The organism is Nitrospiraceae bacterium (assembly GCA_035623075.1).
Lineage (GTDB): Bacteria > Nitrospirota > Nitrospiria > Nitrospirales > Nitrospiraceae > DASPUC01.
Map to the genome: position 1 here is coordinate 17,571 of DASPUC010000010.1, position 19,048 is coordinate 36,618.

Genomic DNA, 19,048 nt, shown 5'->3' on the forward strand with positions numbered 1-19,048 from the left:
TCGCAACTATAAGTCGATTATTCGCAGCTGTTCTTATCCGGGAGTCTGGTTCTCTTGACCGAGGCGTGCTAGGCTGCGGTTTACTTGATTGGACGTCCGGCACAGTTTGCCGACAGGCCGTCATTACAACGTGGAGTTCCCATGGATGTCCTGTCCGAAGTCCTCAAGGCCGTCAAGCTCGATGGAGCTATGTTTTTCAACGCGGAGTTCTCCGCGCCCTGGTGCTTCCGATCGCCCGCTTCTCGCACCCTGGCTCCCTACCTTTCATCGGACTTCAGACATGTAATCATCTATCACCTGCTAACAGAGGGCCGCGGCTATGCGCAGGTCGAGGGAGATGACCGGCCGGTTTCTCTGAATGCAGGGGACATCGTCATCTTTCCACACGGCGATCCACACATCATGAGAAACGGTTGGTCCGTCGAACCGGTGGACAACGAAGAAGAGGTGCAACGAATTCTCTCGCAGGGCCTCAAGGTCTCCCGCCTGGGCGGCGGTGGAGAGATCACCAAGTTTATCTGTGGCTACATGGCCTGCGACCCGCAACTGAGCGAGGTTTTCCTTGGGGGGCTGCCACCCGTTATGAAAGTGAACATCCGGAACGATGCCTCAGGCCAATGGCTGGAAAACTCGCTACGCTATTCGGTGGATAATGCAGATGCGTCTATTCCCGGCGGGGAAACCGTGCTCGCCAAGTTGTCCGAAGTCTTATTCGTCGAAACACTGCGACGCTATATCGCGCTGCTTCCCCATGAACAAACCGGATGGCTCGCCGGTGTCCGCGACCCGGAAGTTGGAAAGGCTTTGGCCCTGCTGCATCGCAAGCCAGGCGATCCTTGGACGATCGCGTCACTCGCGAGCGAGGTAGGCATTTCGCGCTCGGTACTGGCTGAGCGTTTTCGGCGCTATCTCTCGGAGGCCCCTATTGCCTACTTGACACGCTGGCGGCTTCAGCTCGGCGCACAAATGCTTGCATCGACAAACAATAGCGTCTTGCAAATTGCTGCGGAGGTTGGCTACGAATCGGAGCCATCCTTTAACCGTGCTTTCAAGCGTGAGTTCGGTCTCCCCCCAGCGCGATTCCGAAGCCAATCGAAATCGGCTCGCAACAGCGCCGCCCGCCAGGCACCGGAAAAGGGACACCACAACACAAAACGATGAAGGAAGGAATAAGTCCGATTGCTGAACTCTTGCAATCAAGATTTCAAGTCTCAGGGCATCCTGCTCATCAGCACCATCTGGCACGAGTAGTTTTGAGCTGCGGCCAGGAAGCGTTGCGGATGATTTCCTGATAATAGGTTTCGAGCATCGCGGCTCGGGCTGGTTCGACAATCACCAACTGTCGTTGGTCGAAGGTGTTAGCGCAATAAAGATAGGACAGCTGTTCCGAGGTTCCGAGTTCGACATGAAATTGGCGGCCGCCCTGTTCTTGTCGTGTCGTTTCCTTCGAAATCTCCTTTCCTTTCAGCCCTTGCCAAACTCCCTGAGCTGAGGGGCAATGGTTTTCGTAGAGTGGCGTGTCAGGATCGGTTGACGCAGGTTTCGAATTCGCCCGATCAAATGGCGCGCCTTCGTCCGGTTCCGGCAGCTCATTCCACGCGATGCCATTCCCCTGTCCTTTGGTCAGGACATAAAATGGACCGTCGTCCGCCACGTCCTCAATCACTGAGTAGCGAATTGGCTCCGGCTTCTCCAATAGACGAAGACCGCGCGCCGCGAAGGCTCGTTGCAATGGTATGCGCCGCGCGAGCTGCCTGGTCTTCTCGAAAACACACATATGGCCGTTCGCCGCTAGGGCCCCCGCAAGCCGATCAAGTCGCACGCCAATTCCCGTTCGCTGTTCGAACTCCGATTGTTCCCGAGCCTCACGCGCACGCTCAAAAGTCTGCCAGCTCTGACTGGGAATTCCAGGATCCTGTTCAGCTTGGACAATCGCATGGGTCGCAACGATGAGATCATACAATCCGGAAAGAGATTCACACTCTATATCGATGCACTCGAAGCGGACATTCGTCAGATTCAGCTTATGTGCTTGCTCATTCGCCATAGTCATTGAGCGGTGGGAGCGGTCGATACCGAGAAATTGTTTGTTGGGAAATTGCCTGGCGTAGAACGTGGTCAGAATGCCGACGCCGCAGCCGAAGTCCAGAATGGTCTTGGCCTCTTTGACATGTGCGGCCACGCGTGAACTGATTTCGCGGTAATACTCGTAGCGTTGGCTGTAGAGGACCGGCAAGATACGCGGATCGGCAGTCAGGTCATAGAAGGCGATTTCATCCTGACAATCTCCTGCCCGCTTTCGCTCGACCTGCTGGTTGAGACGATTCAGATCCGCTGAAGAAAGGTTCTCCCGTTGCCACCCGAAGTACTCTGCATCAGATGTGAAATGCTTGAGGCCCCACCAAGAAAGGTGATCGTGAAGTGTCCTTCGTATCCCGTCGTTCGATTCACGAGGCACACTTCACCCCTCACGAATCCGCCTCACGGCCTTTTCAGCATGATCGCGTCAAAGTAGGTCTCAGGAACCGGATGGGGTAAGCGCAACTGTCCCGTCCCAAACGCGACATACTTTTCACAAGTCAATTGCTCCAGGCCGATCGGTCCTTTCGCATGGATACGTGACGTGCTAAGCCCGATGTCGGTGCCAGCCCCATAACTGTCCCCGGCGTTGAGGCGCGAGGAAGCGTTGACCAGCACGGCGCTTGCATCAACTTCGCGCGTGAATCGCATGGCTGAGTCATAGCGCGCCGTGGCAATGACCGCGGTCAGACAGGGCCCGTGCTCGGCAATGTGGGCCATGGCCTCCTCCATGTTGACGACCATCTTGACCGCCAACACCGGTGCCTGGAACTGCTTGTCCCAATCCTCGTCCGCTGCCGGCGTAATAGAGGTATGTCCGCTGATCGGCATTTGTCCCATGAGAGCCACGGTCTTCGAACAGCCCCGCACCTGAACTTTGAATTCGACGAGCAGACGATTGATCAGCGCCGGCAGGAATTGCCGGGCAATTACCTGTTGCACAAGCAACGTGTCGAGCGAATTCGCCGCCTCGGCCCATTGCACCTTGGAATTCACAACTAGGTTTTGGACCATGGGTAAGTCGGCCTCCGCATCCACATAGAGGTGCGTGAGTCCTCCATCGTGGCAGAGCACCGGCATCTTGGCCTGTTCGAGCACCGCCTTGCGTAGCCCCGGCCCGCCTCGTGGAATGATCGCATCGAGACTCTTGCCGGCTCGAATCAGTTCGACCGCTACCTCTTTCTCCGGACGCTCCACCAGAATCCACGCTCCCGGTGGGACACCGGCCTGTCCCGCTGCTTCTCGAATCCCGGCACCGATGACTTGATGGGTTTGTCCCCACTCAGGCGCCCCGCGAAAGACACAGACGTTCCCCGCTTTGAGACAGAGGGCGATGGTTTCCACCGTAACGAGGGGTTTCATTTCGGAAACTACCCCAATCACCCCGATCGGCACACGGACCCGACTTACTTGTAGTCCGTCAGGCTGCTCCCACCGTTTCGTCACCGCTCCCACCGGATCCGGCAGATCGGCAATAGCACGGAGCCGCTCGGCCATTTCCTTAATATCGTCCGCCGTCACCCGGACACGGGCGACGGCTGTCTTCATCCGATCCTTGTTCGCCTCCCCAGCAAAGGACTTCCCTACAGCCTCGACATCCTGTTCATTCGCCGCGACAATTTTCTCCTTGTCCGTCTCAATTCGATCTGCCATTTGCCGCAGAGCCTTTTCTTTGACCGGGCCTGACAGCATCGCGATCTGCCTCGTGACAGTTCTCACCTGTTTCAATAACTTATCCATATATAATTTAACTGGAACTTCAGGCATCAGAACCTCGCTAGACAGATAAAACTCAACGTAAATTCTTCGCGCACCTAATCTCTTCTTGCCGAATGACTTGGCGACTATAACACGCGATTTTTCTGCCAGTAAAGCGCCCTCCTGTTCATTCGTAAGCGACTTGTTTTCTCCTGCGCCGCTCTTCTTGACCCGCTAAACTCCAACCAAGCCATCCCCACAGAACCGCGATCGGCACGAGCATCCAGGCCAGCTGAGTGGTCGTGGCCCCGATTGCTTTCACGCCGTTGACGATCCAGCCTGTGGCAGCATCGCCGCCGCGTGCAATTGCCGTATCGATGAAGTTTTTGGCTTTGTATTTTTCCTCGCGGCTGACGACCGTAAACAGCACTTCGCGCGCCGGTTTTGAGATGGCGTATTCCCCTACACGACGCACGACCGTGAACAGAATGAACACCACCAGAACGGGCATGAGCCCGATTGCGCCGAATCCGATCACGCTGACGATTGGAAGAAATACGAGCGCCGCCCCTAGCCCGAGTGCACTAACCATGCGGCCCGTCACGAACGCCTGCGTAATGAAGGCGATGACGTTGACCGCGAGATCGATGATGGCGAAGAGGCGAGTTCGCGCTTCCGGTGTCGGGATCTGCAGGCCGACGAGCTTCGCCTGTTCCAGATAGACAAACGTCGCCGTCGTCGTCAGACAAAACAAATACAGACAGATTCCCAGGAGATAGGGTGACGTAAGCGCCAGACGAACACCGCCCCAGATGCTTCCTCCGATCGGCTCACCCCTTTGTCCCACCGGAGCTATGCGATGTTGTCGCGACCATCGTTCCAGATGATGGATACAGGTACAGCAGGCAATGAGAAATCCTACTGAGATCAGCATCAGTGACGCAACCGGGACGACAAATGTCAGCCCTGCCGTCAGGAGAGGACCTGTCATGGCACCGGTGCTTCCACCTGCCGCAATGACGGCGAACAGTCGTGCGCCCTGTTCCGGTGTAAATAGATCCGCCATAAAGCTCCAGAACACCGACACGACAAAGAGGTTGAATACCGAGAGCCACACGAAAAATACGCGCGCCGTCCATTCGGGCGTGACATGGCTCATCATCATGGCAAAGAAGCCGATCAGGTTGGCCGCGAAGAACAGGTACACCGCGAGCAATAGCCGATGCCGCGGCACCCGGGCGGAGAGGTACCCAAACAGCGGCGTGACTGCGAGCAGCGTGACGAACGTACCGGTGAACATCCAGGGCAAGTGTTGCACCCCTCCTTCTATCGCCATCTCATCGCGCACCGGCCGCAGGATGTAATAGCCGCACAGAAGGAAAAAGAAATAGAGGAAGGCCCATGCCAGTGGGACGACTTCTTCCGACTTGGCATTCGTCAACGACTGGAAGGATTCCCGCAAGGTGGTCATACGGCGGCATCCTGCCGCGGTACACTTTCCCGCGCAAGGGGAAAATTTGCTACAATGCCGCGGCGGAGGGACCTGTGACACCGGATGACGCGCGCGCCCACTACAACTATCTGATGACACTGTGCATCAGGCGCGAGGAGGCCTTCGGGCCCATGGCGCTGGCGTTCCTTCGCGAGCCTCGATTTGAGCAACTCGGTCTGACGAAGGAAGAGCAATTCAATCTCTATATGGCGACGGCGGAGGCCTTCGCCCCAGAGCCAAAACGGTACACGGCAAAACTGGAATGTCTGCAGAAGGCTCAGGCCCTGCTTCCCCACACTCGGTTTTTTGATCTAGGGCTCGCCCGTCAGCTCCAACACGATATTCAGAAGACGACCGCCGACCTGGACATCTATACCCAGGCGATGAAGGTGGCACGGCCCCACGATCTCACCGTGCAGCGACTCATCGTGGAAACCGAGGTGCCGGAGTACTTTCTCGACCTCGCGCAAAAACGAGCCGCCGCCTACTACCAGAGCAAGTATCATCTTCCCTCCGAATCGAAGACCGCGCAACACTTCGGTGGTCCACCCAAGAAGTTCGAGCCGGACAATCCGACCATTCAAAAGGAATTTCCTGGCGCCTGCGCTCCTTTCATGGCTGCACGGACCAATGCTTTTCATCTCCTGCTGCCGTTCGATTTGAAAATCAGCCGCACGCCGGAGGATCCCCTTGATGCCGGCGTGCGTATTTTCTACGCCAAGCCCGGGTACTCGTATCCGCTGCGGTACGAAATGGGCAAGCTCTGCGGCTACCACGACGGCCAGGTGCTCGACATCGCGTTGGACGATCCAAACCTCTTCTTCGTCTCCGTGTCCGAAATCAAAGAACCGGCTTTCCGCTATATTCCACCAGATCGCGCGCCGGACGTCCCCGATGAATTGGCTTACCCGATTTCCGTATTAAACATGGTCGGCTCACTGGGTCCCTTCATTCAGGTCAGTTGCAAATTCAAAGTCTGGTTCGACGCATCGGTCGTCTCACTGCTGATCCAAGGGGCACCGGACCTGGCGGAATACGGCCTGCAAGGAGCGTCGGGCCTGATGACTCGCACCTATGCCTCCGACCGCGTCGAAGCCTATGCGGAATCGTTCCGGCAACCCTGGCAAGAAGGGTTGAGCTACAACTTTGTGAATCTCCATCTCGGATTATTGCCGGACAAGCAGACGGCGCTCATCCCGTTTAACACGCCGATCTTTACGATCTATCCGGTGTTGAGCCGGCATGCCCACAACTTCGAGGAGAAGCCGGCGTGATCGACTTGCGCAGCGATACGGTCACCAAGCCGTCCGATGCGATGCGCAAGGCCATGGCGCGTGCCGAGGTCGGCGATGATGTCTATGGAGAAGATCCCACCGTGAATCGACTCCAGGACATGGCCGCGGCCATGCTGGGGAAAAAAGCGGCGCTCTTCGTCCCATCTGGCACGATGGCGAATCAACTCTCGATCCGGATTCAAACGCAACCGGGCCAGGAAGTGATCGTGGAGAGTAAGAGCCACATCGTGCGCTATGAACAGGGCGCCGCTGGGGCGCTTTCCGGCGTGCAGCTCCACTGGGTGACCGGCGAGCGTGGCATCATGACGGCGGAGCAGATCGAAGCAGCGATCCGCCCGAAAGACCCCTATTCCATCAGGACGGCCCTGATTTGTTTGGAGAACACGCACAACGCCGGCGGAGGTACGATTTACCCGCTCTCGACGATCGAACGGATTCGCGAGGTCGCCCTCCGCCACGGCATCCCCATGCACCTGGATGGGGCGCGGTTATTTAACGCCATTGCGGCCACGACATTGCCGCCGACGTCCTACGCCCAGAACTTTGAGACAGTGTCGCTCTGCCTTTCCAAGGGACTCGGTGCGCCGGTCGGTTCGCTGATCCTCACAAACGATTCAACATTAATCGAGAGAGCCAGACGGTTTCGCCGCATGTATGGCGGAGGGATGAGGCAGGCCGGGATTCTGGCTGCGGCGGGAATTTATGCTCTTGAGCATAACATCGGCCGCTTGAAGGAAGATCATGACAATGCGAAGCGGCTGGCCCGGAAACTTCAGCAGATCCCGTCCATCTCCGTCAATCTGCAACACGTGGACACCAACATCGTGATTTTCGACGTCGTCAATCACCGCCACTCTCCCACCGCGCTCGTCACAGCCCTCAAACAGGAAGGGGTCTTGATCAATGCGATCGGAGGCAATAGTTTTCGCGCCGTCACCCATCTCGACGTTTCCGCTAAACAGATCGATGAGGCGGCTGAAATCTTCGTACGGGTCTTGGGGAGCTGAGCGACGCGCGCATTGACACCTTCTTCCCCCGAAATCTAGAATGCAGACGTGTGGATCGCCTGATGCCGTTACACGTGGTGTCGTTCGCGCAAATCAGCCGGATACTGGAGATTACCGATTCGCTCGGGCTCAGCCGTGAATGGGTGGAAATTCCACTGTCTACGGAAAGTCCTGGATCGGTGCGGCGTCTGGGCAACGGCAAACTCGAAATTGTCGTCGACGCCGATCAGCCCTTCGAAGAGTGGTTGAGCTCATTGTCACAACACATTCACCTAATCCAGAACGTCTAAATGGACACGAACAACTCCGGTACGCTGCCGACACGGGAAGAACTCAACGCAGAACTCCTCGAAATTCCGGCACCGCCCGAGCAACCTGAGGCAGTTAACGAACCGGCCTATGAGGATGTGGTTGCCGTCGCCTTTCGACATGTTCGTGGGAGGCGAGGCGGTGACCTCGTCAGCGTGATTCTCGTCGGTTCGGGAGCACGACGCGCGGTGACCGCCCACAGTGATGTCGACCTGATCGCGCTCGTGAAGGGACAGGCCGAGGGACATGAAATCGTCCGTATCGCGGATCGTCTTGTCGACATCAGATATCGAGGGCATAAGGAGGTTGAAGAAGAGCTCCCCTATTCCCCTCGCCTCCCCCCGCTCCTGAGGAAAGGGCGCATCCTTTATGATCACGACGGGATCGGCGCCAACCTGATCGAACGGGCAAACCAGCGATTCCGTCAAGGCCCCCCGCCCGCAAGTATGAATGAGCAGATACGGATGAAGGCGGGCTGTCTCCATTGGCTTGGCAAAGCTCAAGACGTCGCCGATAAGCCATCTACCGCGAACTATCTCCTGATGTTGTTCTTTGACGATTTCGTGAACGCGTTTTTCCGGCTGCGCGGCCTATGGCTGACGGCACCCATCGATGTCCCCCGGTTCATCACGTCCCGCGATGCCGTCCTTGGAGATTTAGCCGGACGCTTCTTGGCCGCCTCGACGCTGGCGGAACGGTTGAACTGTGCTCGCGATCTCGTACCACTCCTGTTCAAGGATGTTCCCAATCCGGCTCGGATCGATTGAGCCGACTTCGACGTTATGACTACCGTTTCACCGGCCGCATCGAAAAATGTCGTTGCCCACAATCCAATCCGCCAGTAGAATGAGGCTGGGATGCCAACAACACCACGTATCGATATCCCTCCGGCGCGAGAGACGCTGCCACCGGTGGAACCTTGCACTCTGGTTATTTTCGGCGGGTCCGGTGATCTGGCGCGTCGACGGCTAATTCCCGCACTTTATAATTTGCTGCTGGATGGATTGCTGCCGTCCAATTTTGCGGTCCTGGGCTTGGGCCGTAAACCGATGTCCGATGAGGAGTTTCGCGGAATCGCCTGCGAAGGGGTCAAGGCCCACTCACGCCAAGCGCTGGTTGAAACCACTTGGACTCAGTTTGCCGCTCATCTGTTTTACATCGCCGGCGACAACGACGACCCCAACACCTTTGCCACCCTGAAATCCAAAGCGGAATCAGTCGAACAGCAATTTCAGATTCCCGGCAATCGGATTTTTTATCTCAGCATTCCGCCGAGCTCGTTCACGTCTGTCTGCGAGGGGCTCAAGCGCGCCGGACTCGTGACACGCAATGGCACTCATGGTCCCTATACCCGCATCATCGTGGAAAAACCAGTTGGCCGCGACCTGGCCTCCGCACGGCAAATTAACACGGTCACAGGCCAAGTCTTCGACGAATCACAAATTTTCCGAATCGACCACTATCTCGGGAAGGAGACGGTTCAGAACCTGATGGTGGTCCGGTTCGCCAATAGCATTTTTGAGCCGATCTGGAACCACAAATACATCGACCATGTCCAAATCACCGTGAGCGAAGCGGAAGGTGTCGGATCACGGGCGACTTATTACGAGGAAGCCGGTGCACTGCGTGACATGGTGCAAAATCATCTGCTTCAACTCCTTTGTCTCGTTGCGATGGAGCCGCCCTATTCACTCGACCCCAATGTTGTCCGCAATGCCAAGATGGAGGTCCTGCGCTGTCTCCGTCCAATCGTTGGGAAAGATGTCGAGCAGTGTACGGTTCGCGCCCAATACACCGAAGGATCGGTCCATGACAAGCCGATTCCCGGCTATCGACGGGAATCGGGCGTCAACCCCAATTCCACGACGGAGACCTATGTGGCTGTGAAGTGCTTCGTTGAAAATTGGCGTTGGTCCGGTGTGCCGTTCTACCTCAGAACTGGGAAGGCGCTGCCTCGCCGGGCAAGCGAGGTTGCCGTCCAGTTCAAGGACATTCCGCAAATCCTGTTCAATGCAAATGCTCGCCAGCCTCAGCCTCCCAATGTGCTCGCGCTTCGCATCCAACCGGAAGAGGGGCTGTCATTGCGGATCGTGTCCCGGGTACCCGGCACACGCGAACAGACCCATCCCGTTGAGATGGACTTTCAGTACAGCGAGGTCTTCGGCCGACCATCGCCGGAAGCCTATGAGCGGTTGTTATTGGACGTCATGGCGGGCGACGCGTCGCGGTTCATGCGGCGAGATGCGGTCGAAGCTTCGTGGGCCTGGATCACCCAGATCCTCGACGGCTGGCAACAACAAGGCCTGCGTTGGTTACCGGACTATCAAGCCGGGACGTGGGGGCCGGTCGAAGCGGACCGCCTCATCCAGCAGGACGGCCGCACGTGGCGCACACTTTGATATCGACACAAGCCGGGACCATAGAGTAGGCGCCCCCGGATTACGTGCCATTTCTAGGTATTCTCTCCCGGCGCAGCTGTTTCAGAATCTCCGTTCTGGTGCCTATTCCTCCGATAAATCGTTCAAACAGCCCATTGCGATAGAGGGCCAGCGTCGGTAACGAGGACACCTCCAATTCGGCAGGGATCTGATAGTTCTCTTCGACGTTCATTTTCAGCAGGAGCACCTCGTCGGCCACCTCCTTGTGCAGCGATTCCAGGACGCGCATCAATGCCTGACAACTCCCGCACCCTGGCTTCCAGAATTCGACAAGAACGAGTTTTCCCGCCTGCGCGATCCTCTGATCGAACTCATGATCCGTCACGTCACGAATGGTCACGTCGGCTTCCCCATCTGTTGTAGAGGACTCCTCGATGCAAATAGCTCTTCGAACACCAGCCGTGCGAACTTGCGATACCCCGCTGTGGTCAAATGCAAGCCGTCGTTGGAGTAGATCTTCGCCAGCAGTCGCGTCTTCGGCTCGGCCGTTGCGCCAAAAAGATCGACTCTCGGGAGTTGGTGTGAGTCTGCATACTGAACGATCAATTCGTTCAACTGTCGCCGGCGTGTCAGATGCTCGTCAACCCATCGCTGGGCGTCCTGGTTGTCATCGGTCCGTTCGACTCGGATGGATGGAACCGTAACAGGGACCGGAACGATTCGATCCGCTCTGGCTTGCTCATACATCTTGACAAGATTGCGCAGAATGTCCTGCGTCTGCGCATTCCACCCCAGATCATTGGTCCCTCCCAGAATCACCACATGGGTCGGACGCCGCTGGAGGACATCCTGCCGAAAGCGCATCACCATTTCCCCCGTGAGTTCCCCGCAGATCCCGCTGATGACGATGTGAATCGAGGGGCCAATCATCTCCTGAAGGAATGCCCCATAAGGTGTTTCACCACCGGTCGGATTGTCACTGGAGGGGGATTGAAACCCTGCGGTAAGACTGTCTCCGAAACATACCACAATGGGGCCATTGGCAGTGGCATTCATTCTCGACTCACCCTCGTGACCGTCTCTTTTGGCCGTGTGCCTCGGACGTTGCTGGCCCAACGCCATTGAATGACCTTCCTGTGTATACCAGCGAATGGCCATTGCAGCAATCGAAGAATCTCCCTCAGGGCTTCCTCCAAAAAGCGCTGAATTTCTTGACGAAAGAGGCCTTGCCCGGTACGAATGACACTATGCCAGACCTGAAAACCGCGCAGGACATGATGGTTGCCGCCATGGCGGCCAAGGAAGTGGCGGATCCCGAAATTACATCGGTCAAACAGTTACTGAAGTTGCTTGATAAAACAGCGAAATCCAGCCGGACTTACGGGATCAATAATCCCGTCGCGCAGAACTTTTTCCAACAGCTCCACCACGAACTGACCAATCATCTCATGACCTACTCAAGGTTGTTGTTTCTCGTCCAACGGTCCGAGCTGCACCTCCGGGGTGAAGTGGTCTATCGGAGCGAAGAAGACGCAAGCAACGAGAACATCGCCTTCAAACTCTACTCGGATGGGATCCGCGAGCTCTCGTTCCATGAAGGATTGACGGCGGAAGATCTGACGTTCTTCCTCGAGGCCCTCTGGAGCAACCTCGATTCGAAAGAGGATGACGACGACATCGTGACTCGTCTCTGGTCCAAGAACCTCTCCACGATCCGACTCGTCACCGCCGAAGAAATCGCCAAAGCCTCCGGCGACCGTGACGTCTTTTCGGACACCGAATTAGAGTCTGTGCATTCTTCGACCACAAGCTTGCGCGAACTCCTCGATAGTGAGCGCGCGAAGCAATTCCAGGAACAGGGAGGCGGCAAGACCCAAGGTAGCGGCTCCCAGCAGGCTGGGCAAGCAGGACGGCTCCAGTCCGGACTCGTGGGCTATGAGATCTCCGAAGAAGAGCTCGGGAAGCTCGCACAAGAAATCGAAGAGGAAAATGCGCGAGACAATTCGTTCTATGTCCTGGACATCCTGACCGCCATCCTAGCGTCTGAGACACACCCAGATCGGCTGAGCAAACAGTTCGAGCTGTGGAACGACGTCCTCGGAACTCTCACCGGTCAAGGACAGTGGACGTTGCTCGAAAACGTCTTAACCTTGTTGCACGAAGCCCGAGAAGTCCGGCCCGACTTGACGGACAACCATCGCCAGCAGCTCAGCGCGCTGTTTGAGGGATTGGGGCATCCCGATCGGGCCAAAATGATCGAGTCCTATCTCAACAGCAGTCCGAAGGCGAACACGGAAGGACTGTCCACCATTCTCTTAATGATGCGACCGACCGCTATTCCTGCTCTCTGCTCGCTCTTAGCCAATCTCGAATCCCCTGCCCATCAGACACTTCTTTCAGAAGCGCTGCTGGTTCTTGCGAAAGACCAGCCTGAACCGGTTTTGCGTGGATTGCTCGACCATCGTCCGGCCTACGTGCGCAATCTGCTGGCGATCCTGATGCGATGGAACAACCCTCGTTTAGCGGAGTCAGTCGAGAAGCTTGTGCGCCACCCGGATGCCCAGGTTCGAAAGGATGCGGTCCGCACACTGGGACTCCTCCGTCCCAGTGGGAACGGCGCAAAGTTAGTCGCCTTCATGACCGATGCGGACGAGTCCGTCCGGCTGGCTGCCCTCAAACTGCTGATGTCCGGCAAATATACGGCTCCGTTCTCAGCCTGGACACCGATCGTCTCGGCAGAGGAATTTTGCGATCGGAATCCAAGTGAACGACGCGCCGTGTTTCAAGCCCTCCGTTCAACGTCTGGCGACGAAGCCGTTCCCTTCTGGCAGAACCTTTTGACGGATTGGTCCTGGACGAATCGCAAGAAGAAAGAAGATCTGGCAGTGCTGGCCGCCGAGTCACTCGGTAAACTGGCAACGCCCGCGGCCATTGCCGCGCTGGAACTTGGGCAGAAGAAAGCCGGATCAGCGGTCCGGCAGGCCTGCGTGGCCGCGTTGGCTCAAGCCGAGAAACAACGAAGCATAAAGCAGGCTGCCACCCTTCCGAAATAACACGTGATCAGATGAGCACATCGCCCACGAATACGAATCCAGCCGGCTCACAGGCAGAGAAAGCGGATGACGCAGTCCAGCCGATTCTGACTCATGAAAAATCTCTCTATAACAAGATCGCAAAAGGATCCGAGGCGGGAGATATTCTGGACCAGCAGATGGTCATGCTGGGCATCCAGCTCATCACCCAACTCAATGTTCTGCTGAAAACCTCTCGCATTCATGGTCGGACCAACGCGGCGCTCGACAAGCCCGTGGATGCAATGCTCACCCTGATCAAGACGCTCGCCCACGACCAACCGATCACGTTAAGACTACAGAACGATTTTCTATTCCTGGGCAACCAGCACTTGAAGATCAACTCTCAACAAATGGCGATCGCCACAAGCATTATCGATGCGTTGCACTCATGGAAAATCGGCGGCGTTGCCTTTGCGTCCTCGACCGCCTCAAAGGACCTCCGCGAATTTGCCTACCTTTTTGTCAGCCTGGACCCCGCTACGAAAACGCTCGACGACTTCCGTAGCGAAATGAATACACGAGAAGTGTCGGGCATTACTCTGGAAGAACCGCGAGAGTTGATTTTTCGCCGTGCAACTTCGCCTGGGACCGCCTCTGCGCCGGATGACAAACTTAAACGGAAGGCAACTGCGAAGCAGGGCTATACCTCAGCCGTTCAGTCTGTGGGAAATCTCATGCAATCGACCCGCGAAGGAGGATCAGTAAGTTTCAAGCAGGCGAAGCGGGCGATCCAGAACATCGTCGATTTGATGATGCAAGATCAATCCACATTGCTCGGACTCACAAATTTACGGTGCCACGATCAGTATACGCATAACCATTCGGTCAACGTCGCACTCCTCTCGATGGCGCTCGGAAATCGAGCTGGCTACCCCAAAGTCCACCTGGCTGATCTGGGGTTAGCCGCCCTCTTCCACGATGTCGGGAAATGCGCGATCTCTCTGGACGTGTTGAATAAACCGGGCGAGTTTACGAAAGAAGAGTGGGACCTCATGCGGACCCATCCGACGGAAGGCGTGCTCACACTCATTCGATTGCGAGGCCTCGACAACGTACCGGCACGGATGGCGGCCGCATCGTTTGAGCATCATATGAACTATGATTTTTCCGGCTATCCGAAATTGACGCTTCCGTGGACGCAAAGCCTAGCCAGCCGAATCGTGACGATTGCCGACTGTTATGATGCGATGACGTCTTCCCGCGTCTACCGGCGAGAGCCGATGTCGCCGGCCAATGTCCTGAAGATTATGTTCGCCAAAAGCGGACAATCCTTTGACCCGATACTGATGAAACTCTTCGTGAACTGCGTCGGCTTTATTCCCATCGGGAGTTTGGTCATGCTGGACACGGATGAACTGGCCGTGGTCTTGAAGCCAGCCGAAGACAAAGCCAACGCCGAAAGGCCGCTGGTCAAAGTCATCGCAGATTCCCAGGGAGCCGCTATCGACAACGGTCCCGAATTCGATCTCACGGAAAAAGACAAGGCCGGCAACTATCAACGTAGTATCATTCGCTTGATCGACAATACCAAACACAAATTTGATACCGGCCGGTATTTCGTCTAGCACATTGCCATTCTTCCATCTCTTGACAGGGCTCAGTTCCCCAGCTATTCTCGCCCAGTTTGGCAACTCTCGCTGTTTACCCTAAAAGGAGCACGTGTCATGCGCACAACCGGGGCCCTATCGGGCCAGATGATTTCATGCTTGGCATTGGTCGGCATCATCAGTATGGGATCGTTTTCATCTTCGCAGGCAGCCGAGGCTTTCAAGATGGGTGTGGTTGATCCACAGTCCGTGTTGGAAAAGTCCAAGGCCGGCAGGAGAGCACTCGATGGATTGAAAGACTACGTGTCAACCAGACAGAAACTCTTATCGCGAGACGAGGAGGATCTACGCAACACCGAAAAGCAGCTCAAGGAACAACTCGCGAAGTTGAGCGAATCCGAAAAAAAGGACAAGGAAACGCAGTTCCGCGGAAAAATACAGGAGTACCAAAAACGTGCGCAGGAGTTTAACCAGGAGCTCCAAGCCAAACAGAAGGAGCTGGTCGACGATTATATGAAGAGAATTGCCTCGGCCACCCAGACCGTCGCTGAAAAGGGCGGATTTTCCATTGTCGTTGATAAGGGCAGTGAACAGACCGTCAAGATCGTCATTTATAACAAGGATACAATTGATCTGACGGATCAAGTCATCAAAGAGTTCGACCGGGTGAACAAGTAGGTAGCCTGGGAGCTGTCACCGGATCTATGCTTCACGACTGCCAGGTTACTTCTCCATAGGATATCCGGCATCCCTCCAAGCCTTGATTCCTCCGTCCATAGACGCCACGTTCACATAACCCATCTGCCGGAGAGCATCTGCCGCCAGGGCTGACCGATATCCACCTCCACAATAAAGAATAATTGGAGCCTGTTTATCCGGGACCACCGTCTCGATGTCGCGTTCGAGAATGCCCTTGCCGAGGTGCCGTGCACCTTTGGCGTGATCCTTGGCGAATTCATGATCTTCTCGCACATCGATGAAATAGACCGGCTCCCCCTGATCCAGCCTGGATTTCGTGTCCGCGACCGTGCATTCTTTTATCCGCTTCTTCGCTTCATCCACGAACTTTAGAAACCCCGGATTGTGTTTCATCGGTAACCGGTCCTCTCTCTCAAAAGAGTACCGTCTGCTCCAGTCCCAGTCGTCGAAAGCTCTGGGGAATAGGGGCTTCCACGTCCATCGGAAACCCCACCTTGCGCTTGGTTACGTCAAATAACTGCTCGATCATCGACCAGTAGGACCCCGTTCCATGATGCCGTTCGAAGAACTCTCCGTTGCTGAGCTGCCCGCCCCGTACTTCTCGAATCCGATTCGTGATCTTGGCAATCCGATCAGGAAAGGCAGCGCCTATCCGCTCCAGAAATACCGGTTCGACATGACCGGATAAACGGAGCAACGTCGCCATCGCCTCCACAGCCCCCGCGGCACGAGCGCGCGCGAGCAAGTCCGGGATATCCTGATCGTTCAGACCCGGAATAATGGGTGAGACCGAGATTCCCGTTGACAATCCTGCCTCCGTCAATGTCGCCATAGCCTCGAAACGCTTACGGCTCGATGGAGCATGGGGCTCCACAGCCCTCGCCACTGCGTCGTCGGCGAACGGAATGCTGAAATAGACACGCACCCATGCGTCACGGTGCAACTGTTTCAGTAAATCCAGGTCGCGCAGGATCAAAGCCGACTTCGTGATGATCGCCACCGGATTTCGGTACTCCAAACAGATTTCCAGGCAGCCCCGAGTCAACTCTAGCGATGCCTCCAGCGGCTGATAACAATCCGTGTTGCCGGACAGCACGATCAACTCGCCTTTCCATGACGGCTTGTCGAATGCTTCACGTAGCAACATGGGCACATCTCGTTTGATGATGATCTTCGAATCAAAATCGGTTCCAGCGCCAAATCCCCAGTATTCATGGGTTGGTCTGGCATAACAGTAGGCGCACGCGTGGAAGCATCCACGGTAGGGGTTCAGGCTCCATTTGAACGACAAATCAGGGCTGTCGTTTTGACTGAGAATGCTTCGAGTCGAATCCTCGTACATCTGTAGCTGAACGCGCGGAGCGGGTTCGAGAAGTTCTCGATGCTGTGACTCAAATGGATTCGGTGGATTGTTCACGAGCCGCATGGTGGTATGGTCTGCAATCTTCCCCCACAAGTCAATGGGTGGGTCTTCGGGTATTACTGCCTCGGTATCCGTGCGCCGATTGATTGACTAACCCACACCTCGATGTTAGATTCCAGCCGCTTTAACAGGACCTCCATCACATGTACGACCTTCGTACGCTTCGCGATAACTTGGCTGTCATTCGTGAGCAACTCGGCGCCCGCGGCGCCGACGTGCCCTGGGACACACTTCGGAAACTGGTCGAAGAGCGACGCGCACTGACTACTCAGGTCGAACACCTTCGCCATGAGCACAAGAAAGGATCGGACCACGTCGCCAAGCTCAAACGGGATAAACAGCCAGCGGATGATGCGATGGCAGCCATGAAAGCCGTCAGCGAGCGAATCAGGAACCTTGAAATGGGACTGCGGGAGGTCGAGGATGCGCTGAACGATCTCAATCTACGTGTTCCCAATCTTCCTCATGCTTCCGTTCCAGTTGGGCGAGATGCCTCTGGCAACGTTGAGCTGCGCACGGTCGGTACTGTCCCCAAACTGACACTCCCCCCCAAACCCCACTGGGATATTGGTGAGGCGCTCGGTATTCTGGATTTTGATCGAGCCGCGAAGATCGCCGGAGCACGTTTTGCCGTGCTCACAGGAGCTGGGGCTCGTCTCGAACGGGCCCTCATCAACTATATGCTCGATCTTCACACCACCCGACATGGGTATCGGGAAGTCCTCCCGCCTTTCATGGTCAACCGATCGACTATGATGGGAACCGGTCAACTTCCTAAGTTCGAAGATGATCTGTATCGGCTTCGCGATGAAGACTACTTCCTCATCCCGACCGCCGAGGTGCCGGTCACCAATCTCCACCGCGATGAAATTCTTGACGATGACCTGCTCCCTCTGCGCTATACGGCCTATACACCCTGCTTCCGTCGAGAAGCCGGGTCATACGGAAAGGACACGAGAGGACTGATTCGCTTACATCAATTCAATAAGGTCGAACTGGTCACATTTGCAAAGCCGGACCAATCGTACGACGAACTTGAGCGGCTCACCGCCAACGCCGAAGGGGTTTTGCAGGGGTTGGGACTTCATTACCGTATTGTCACACTGTGCACCGGTGATTTGGGCTTTGCCGCCGCCAAAACATATGATATTGAAGTCTGGCTACCATCACAGAATCAGTATCGAGAGATTTCCTCCTGCAGCAACTTTGAAGGATTTCAGGCACGGCGAGCCAACATCCGATTTAGAGCCGCTGGTGGAAAGAAAGAGGCAAAGACTGAGTACGTACATACGTTAAACGGATCAGGCCTTGCCGTAGGTCGAACCCTCGTGGCCATTCTGGAAAATTACCAACAGCCAGATGGAAGTGTGTTGATCCCGGAGGTGCTGCGCACGTATATGGGTGGGATGGAATACATAAAGAAATCCTAGAAACGTATAAAAGATGCCGGTCCAGTCGCGCAGAGCGAGTACCCGGGCTCCGGGTCGGTCCAGGCGTGGGATGGAGGGGTGACGGAGTGGCCGAACGTGCCGGTCTTGAAAACCGGAGATGGGGTAACCCATCCGCGAGTTCAAATCTCGCCCCCTCCGCCATTTTTCAAGGGGTTGTGAACATATTCGATTTCGAGTAGCTGATCATCAGCAGAAACCGCAACTGTATCCGCAACTTCAAACGTCGATTTTTGCTTGGAGAGGTAGGTTTCAAGGTTACTTGCCGCCTGCTTTAGGTCCTCTTCACTGGTAATGTTATACCGGTCAAAGACAGACCTCGTATTGTGGCCGCTTATCCTCATCGCAACGGTTTCTGGCACCCCAGCACGAACCAGGTTCCGCACTCCTGTTCGTCGCAGGTCATGAAACGTCTTCCCCTTCAACCCGATACGGTCACACGCTTGTAGCCACGCATGCCGGAGCCAGTTGAACGGCTTTCCGCTCCGGTGACACACATAAGAGCACTCTGGAAAATCGCGGTCTCGCATTTCCTTGGCCTTGAGCATGACGCGAAGAAAGTCTCCTTGCATATAGACAACTCTGGCCTTCTTCGTCTT

At 55.9% G+C, this 19,048-nt stretch carries 18 protein-coding genes and 1 tRNA gene; 11 read left to right on the plus strand and 8 right to left on the minus strand.

Going from position 1 to position 19,048, the window contains the following annotated elements; translation table 11 throughout:
- The first annotated feature begins 141 nt into the window (after nt 1-141).
- Nucleotides 142-1,161: an AraC family transcriptional regulator gene (locus VEI50_02235; GenBank protein HXX73925.1), complete on the plus strand. Its 1,020-nt coding sequence runs from the start codon at nt 142-144 to the stop codon at nt 1,159-1,161.
- Between the two features lie 67 nt (nt 1,162-1,228).
- On the opposite strand, the gene VEI50_02240 is transcribed toward VEI50_02235, so the two are convergent.
- From VEI50_02240 to VEI50_02250, 3 genes are all read right to left on the minus strand, one after another.
- On the minus strand, nt 1,229-2,458 hold the full coding sequence (locus VEI50_02240; protein HXX73926.1) for a class I SAM-dependent methyltransferase: 1,230 nt from the start codon (nt 2,456-2,458) through the stop codon (nt 1,229-1,231).
- Nucleotides 2,459-2,481: 23 nt separating this feature from the next.
- Nucleotides 2,482-3,846, minus strand: a complete 1,365-nt coding sequence (locus VEI50_02245) for a glutamate-5-semialdehyde dehydrogenase (GenBank protein ID HXX73927.1) — start codon at nt 3,844-3,846, stop codon at nt 2,482-2,484.
- 118 nt (nt 3,847-3,964) lie between these two features.
- The gene (locus VEI50_02250; protein HXX73928.1) at nt 3,965-5,248 is read right to left on the minus strand and encodes an MFS transporter; all 1,284 of its coding nucleotides are present in this window, start codon (nt 5,246-5,248) and stop codon (nt 3,965-3,967) included.
- Between the two features lie 74 nt (nt 5,249-5,322).
- On the opposite strand from VEI50_02250, the gene VEI50_02255 reads away from it, so the two are divergent.
- The 5 genes from VEI50_02255 (at nt 5,323) to zwf (ending at nt 10,279) form a co-directional block, all read left to right on the plus strand.
- Nucleotides 5,323-6,543, plus strand: coding sequence for a hypothetical protein (locus tag VEI50_02255; protein HXX73929.1), 1,221 nt, complete (start codon nt 5,323-5,325; stop codon nt 6,541-6,543).
- Nucleotides 6,540-7,571, plus strand: coding sequence for a low-specificity L-threonine aldolase (gene ltaE / locus VEI50_02260; GenBank protein HXX73930.1), 1,032 nt, complete (start codon nt 6,540-6,542; stop codon nt 7,569-7,571). Before VEI50_02255 ends, ltaE begins: the two co-directional genes overlap by 4 nt.
- 50 nt (nt 7,572-7,621) lie before the next feature.
- The gene (locus VEI50_02265) at nt 7,622-7,861 is read left to right on the plus strand and encodes a hypothetical protein (GenBank protein HXX73931.1); all 240 of its coding nucleotides are present in this window, start codon (nt 7,622-7,624) and stop codon (nt 7,859-7,861) included.
- Nucleotides 7,862-8,647: a hypothetical protein gene (locus VEI50_02270; protein ID HXX73932.1), complete on the plus strand. Its 786-nt coding sequence runs from the start codon at nt 7,862-7,864 to the stop codon at nt 8,645-8,647.
- 90 nt (nt 8,648-8,737) lie between these two features.
- Complete coding sequence (zwf, locus tag VEI50_02275) at nt 8,738-10,279, plus strand: glucose-6-phosphate dehydrogenase (GenBank protein HXX73933.1); 1,542 nt, start codon at nt 8,738-8,740, stop codon at nt 10,277-10,279.
- Nucleotides 10,280-10,319: 40 nt separating this feature from the next.
- On the opposite strand, the gene VEI50_02280 is transcribed toward zwf, so the two are convergent.
- Together VEI50_02280 and VEI50_02285 are read right to left on the minus strand one after the other, a co-directional pair.
- Nucleotides 10,320-10,658: a thioredoxin domain-containing protein gene (locus VEI50_02280; protein HXX73934.1), complete on the minus strand. Its 339-nt coding sequence runs from the start codon at nt 10,656-10,658 to the stop codon at nt 10,320-10,322.
- Nucleotides 10,655-11,314 carry a GDSL-type esterase/lipase family protein gene (locus tag VEI50_02285; GenBank protein ID HXX73935.1) on the minus strand — a complete coding sequence of 220 codons (660 nt, stop codon included), beginning with the start codon at nt 11,312-11,314 and terminating at the stop codon, nt 10,655-10,657. Before VEI50_02285 ends, VEI50_02280 begins: the two co-directional genes overlap by 4 nt.
- Before the next feature lie 191 nt (nt 11,315-11,505).
- On the opposite strand from VEI50_02285, the gene VEI50_02290 reads away from it, so the two are divergent.
- The 3 genes from VEI50_02290 to VEI50_02300 all read left to right on the plus strand — a co-directional run bounded on the left by VEI50_02290 (nt 11,506) and on the right by VEI50_02300 (nt 15,557).
- Nucleotides 11,506-13,311 carry a HEAT repeat domain-containing protein gene (locus VEI50_02290; GenBank protein ID HXX73936.1) on the plus strand — a complete coding sequence of 602 codons (1,806 nt, stop codon included), beginning with the start codon at nt 11,506-11,508 and terminating at the stop codon, nt 13,309-13,311.
- Nucleotides 13,312-13,322: 11 nt separating this feature from the next.
- A complete protein-coding gene (locus VEI50_02295; protein HXX73937.1) occupies nt 13,323-14,897 on the plus strand; it encodes an HD-GYP domain-containing protein in 1,575 nt (524 codons plus the stop codon).
- A gap of 99 nt (nt 14,898-14,996) precedes the next feature.
- Entirely contained in the window at nt 14,997-15,557 is a 561-nt protein-coding gene (locus tag VEI50_02300; GenBank protein ID HXX73938.1) for an OmpH family outer membrane protein, read from the plus strand.
- 45 nt (nt 15,558-15,602) lie between these two features.
- On the opposite strand, the gene VEI50_02305 is transcribed toward VEI50_02300, so the two are convergent.
- On the minus strand, nt 15,603-15,971 hold the full coding sequence (locus tag VEI50_02305) for a rhodanese-like domain-containing protein (protein ID HXX73939.1): 369 nt from the start codon (nt 15,969-15,971) through the stop codon (nt 15,603-15,605).
- Nucleotides 15,972-15,990: 19 nt separating this feature from the next.
- On the minus strand, nt 15,991-17,004 hold the full coding sequence (locus VEI50_02310; protein ID HXX73940.1) for a PA0069 family radical SAM protein: 1,014 nt from the start codon (nt 17,002-17,004) through the stop codon (nt 15,991-15,993).
- 140 nt (nt 17,005-17,144) lie between these two features.
- On the opposite strand from VEI50_02310, the gene serS reads away from it, so the two are divergent.
- A complete protein-coding gene (serS, locus tag VEI50_02315; protein HXX73941.1) occupies nt 17,145-18,431 on the plus strand; it encodes a serine--tRNA ligase in 1,287 nt (428 codons plus the stop codon).
- Between the two features lie 72 nt (nt 18,432-18,503).
- Nucleotides 18,504-18,593 (plus strand) — tRNA-Ser (locus VEI50_02320).
- On the opposite strand, the gene VEI50_02325 is transcribed toward VEI50_02320, so the two are convergent.
- The coding region (locus VEI50_02325; GenBank protein ID HXX73942.1) for a tyrosine-type recombinase/integrase at nt 18,572-19,048 on the minus strand (477 nt) is incomplete at its 5' end. The genes VEI50_02320 and VEI50_02325 overlap by 22 nt on opposite strands.

What these genes read in the sequence shown, in the direction of transcription:
- VEI50_02235 (HXX73925.1), top strand. Translation starts at nt 142, where the DNA reads ATGGATGTCCTGTCCGAAGTCCTCAAGGCCGTCAAGCTCGATGGAGCT.
- VEI50_02245 (HXX73927.1), bottom strand. Translation starts at nt 3,846, where the DNA reads ATGCCTGAAGTTCCAGTTAAATTATATATGGATAAGTTATTGAAACAG.
- VEI50_02250 (HXX73928.1), bottom strand. Translation starts at nt 5,248, where the DNA reads ATGACCACCTTGCGGGAATCCTTCCAGTCGTTGACGAATGCCAAGTCG.
- VEI50_02270 (HXX73932.1), top strand. Translation starts at nt 7,862, where the DNA reads ATGGACACGAACAACTCCGGTACGCTGCCGACACGGGAAGAACTCAAC.
- zwf (HXX73933.1), top strand. Translation starts at nt 8,738, where the DNA reads ATGCCAACAACACCACGTATCGATATCCCTCCGGCGCGAGAGACGCTG.
- VEI50_02285 (HXX73935.1), bottom strand. Translation starts at nt 11,314, where the DNA reads ATGAATGCCACTGCCAATGGCCCCATTGTGGTATGTTTCGGAGACAGT.
- VEI50_02290 (HXX73936.1), top strand. Translation starts at nt 11,506, where the DNA reads ATGCCAGACCTGAAAACCGCGCAGGACATGATGGTTGCCGCCATGGCG.
- VEI50_02295 (HXX73937.1), top strand. Translation starts at nt 13,323, where the DNA reads ATGAGCACATCGCCCACGAATACGAATCCAGCCGGCTCACAGGCAGAG.
- VEI50_02300 (HXX73938.1), top strand. Translation starts at nt 14,997, where the DNA reads ATGCGCACAACCGGGGCCCTATCGGGCCAGATGATTTCATGCTTGGCA.
- VEI50_02305 (HXX73939.1), bottom strand. Translation starts at nt 15,971, where the DNA reads ATGAAACACAATCCGGGGTTTCTAAAGTTCGTGGATGAAGCGAAGAAG.
- VEI50_02310 (HXX73940.1), bottom strand. Translation starts at nt 17,004, where the DNA reads ATGCGGCTCGTGAACAATCCACCGAATCCATTTGAGTCACAGCATCGA.
- serS (HXX73941.1), top strand. Translation starts at nt 17,145, where the DNA reads ATGTACGACCTTCGTACGCTTCGCGATAACTTGGCTGTCATTCGTGAG.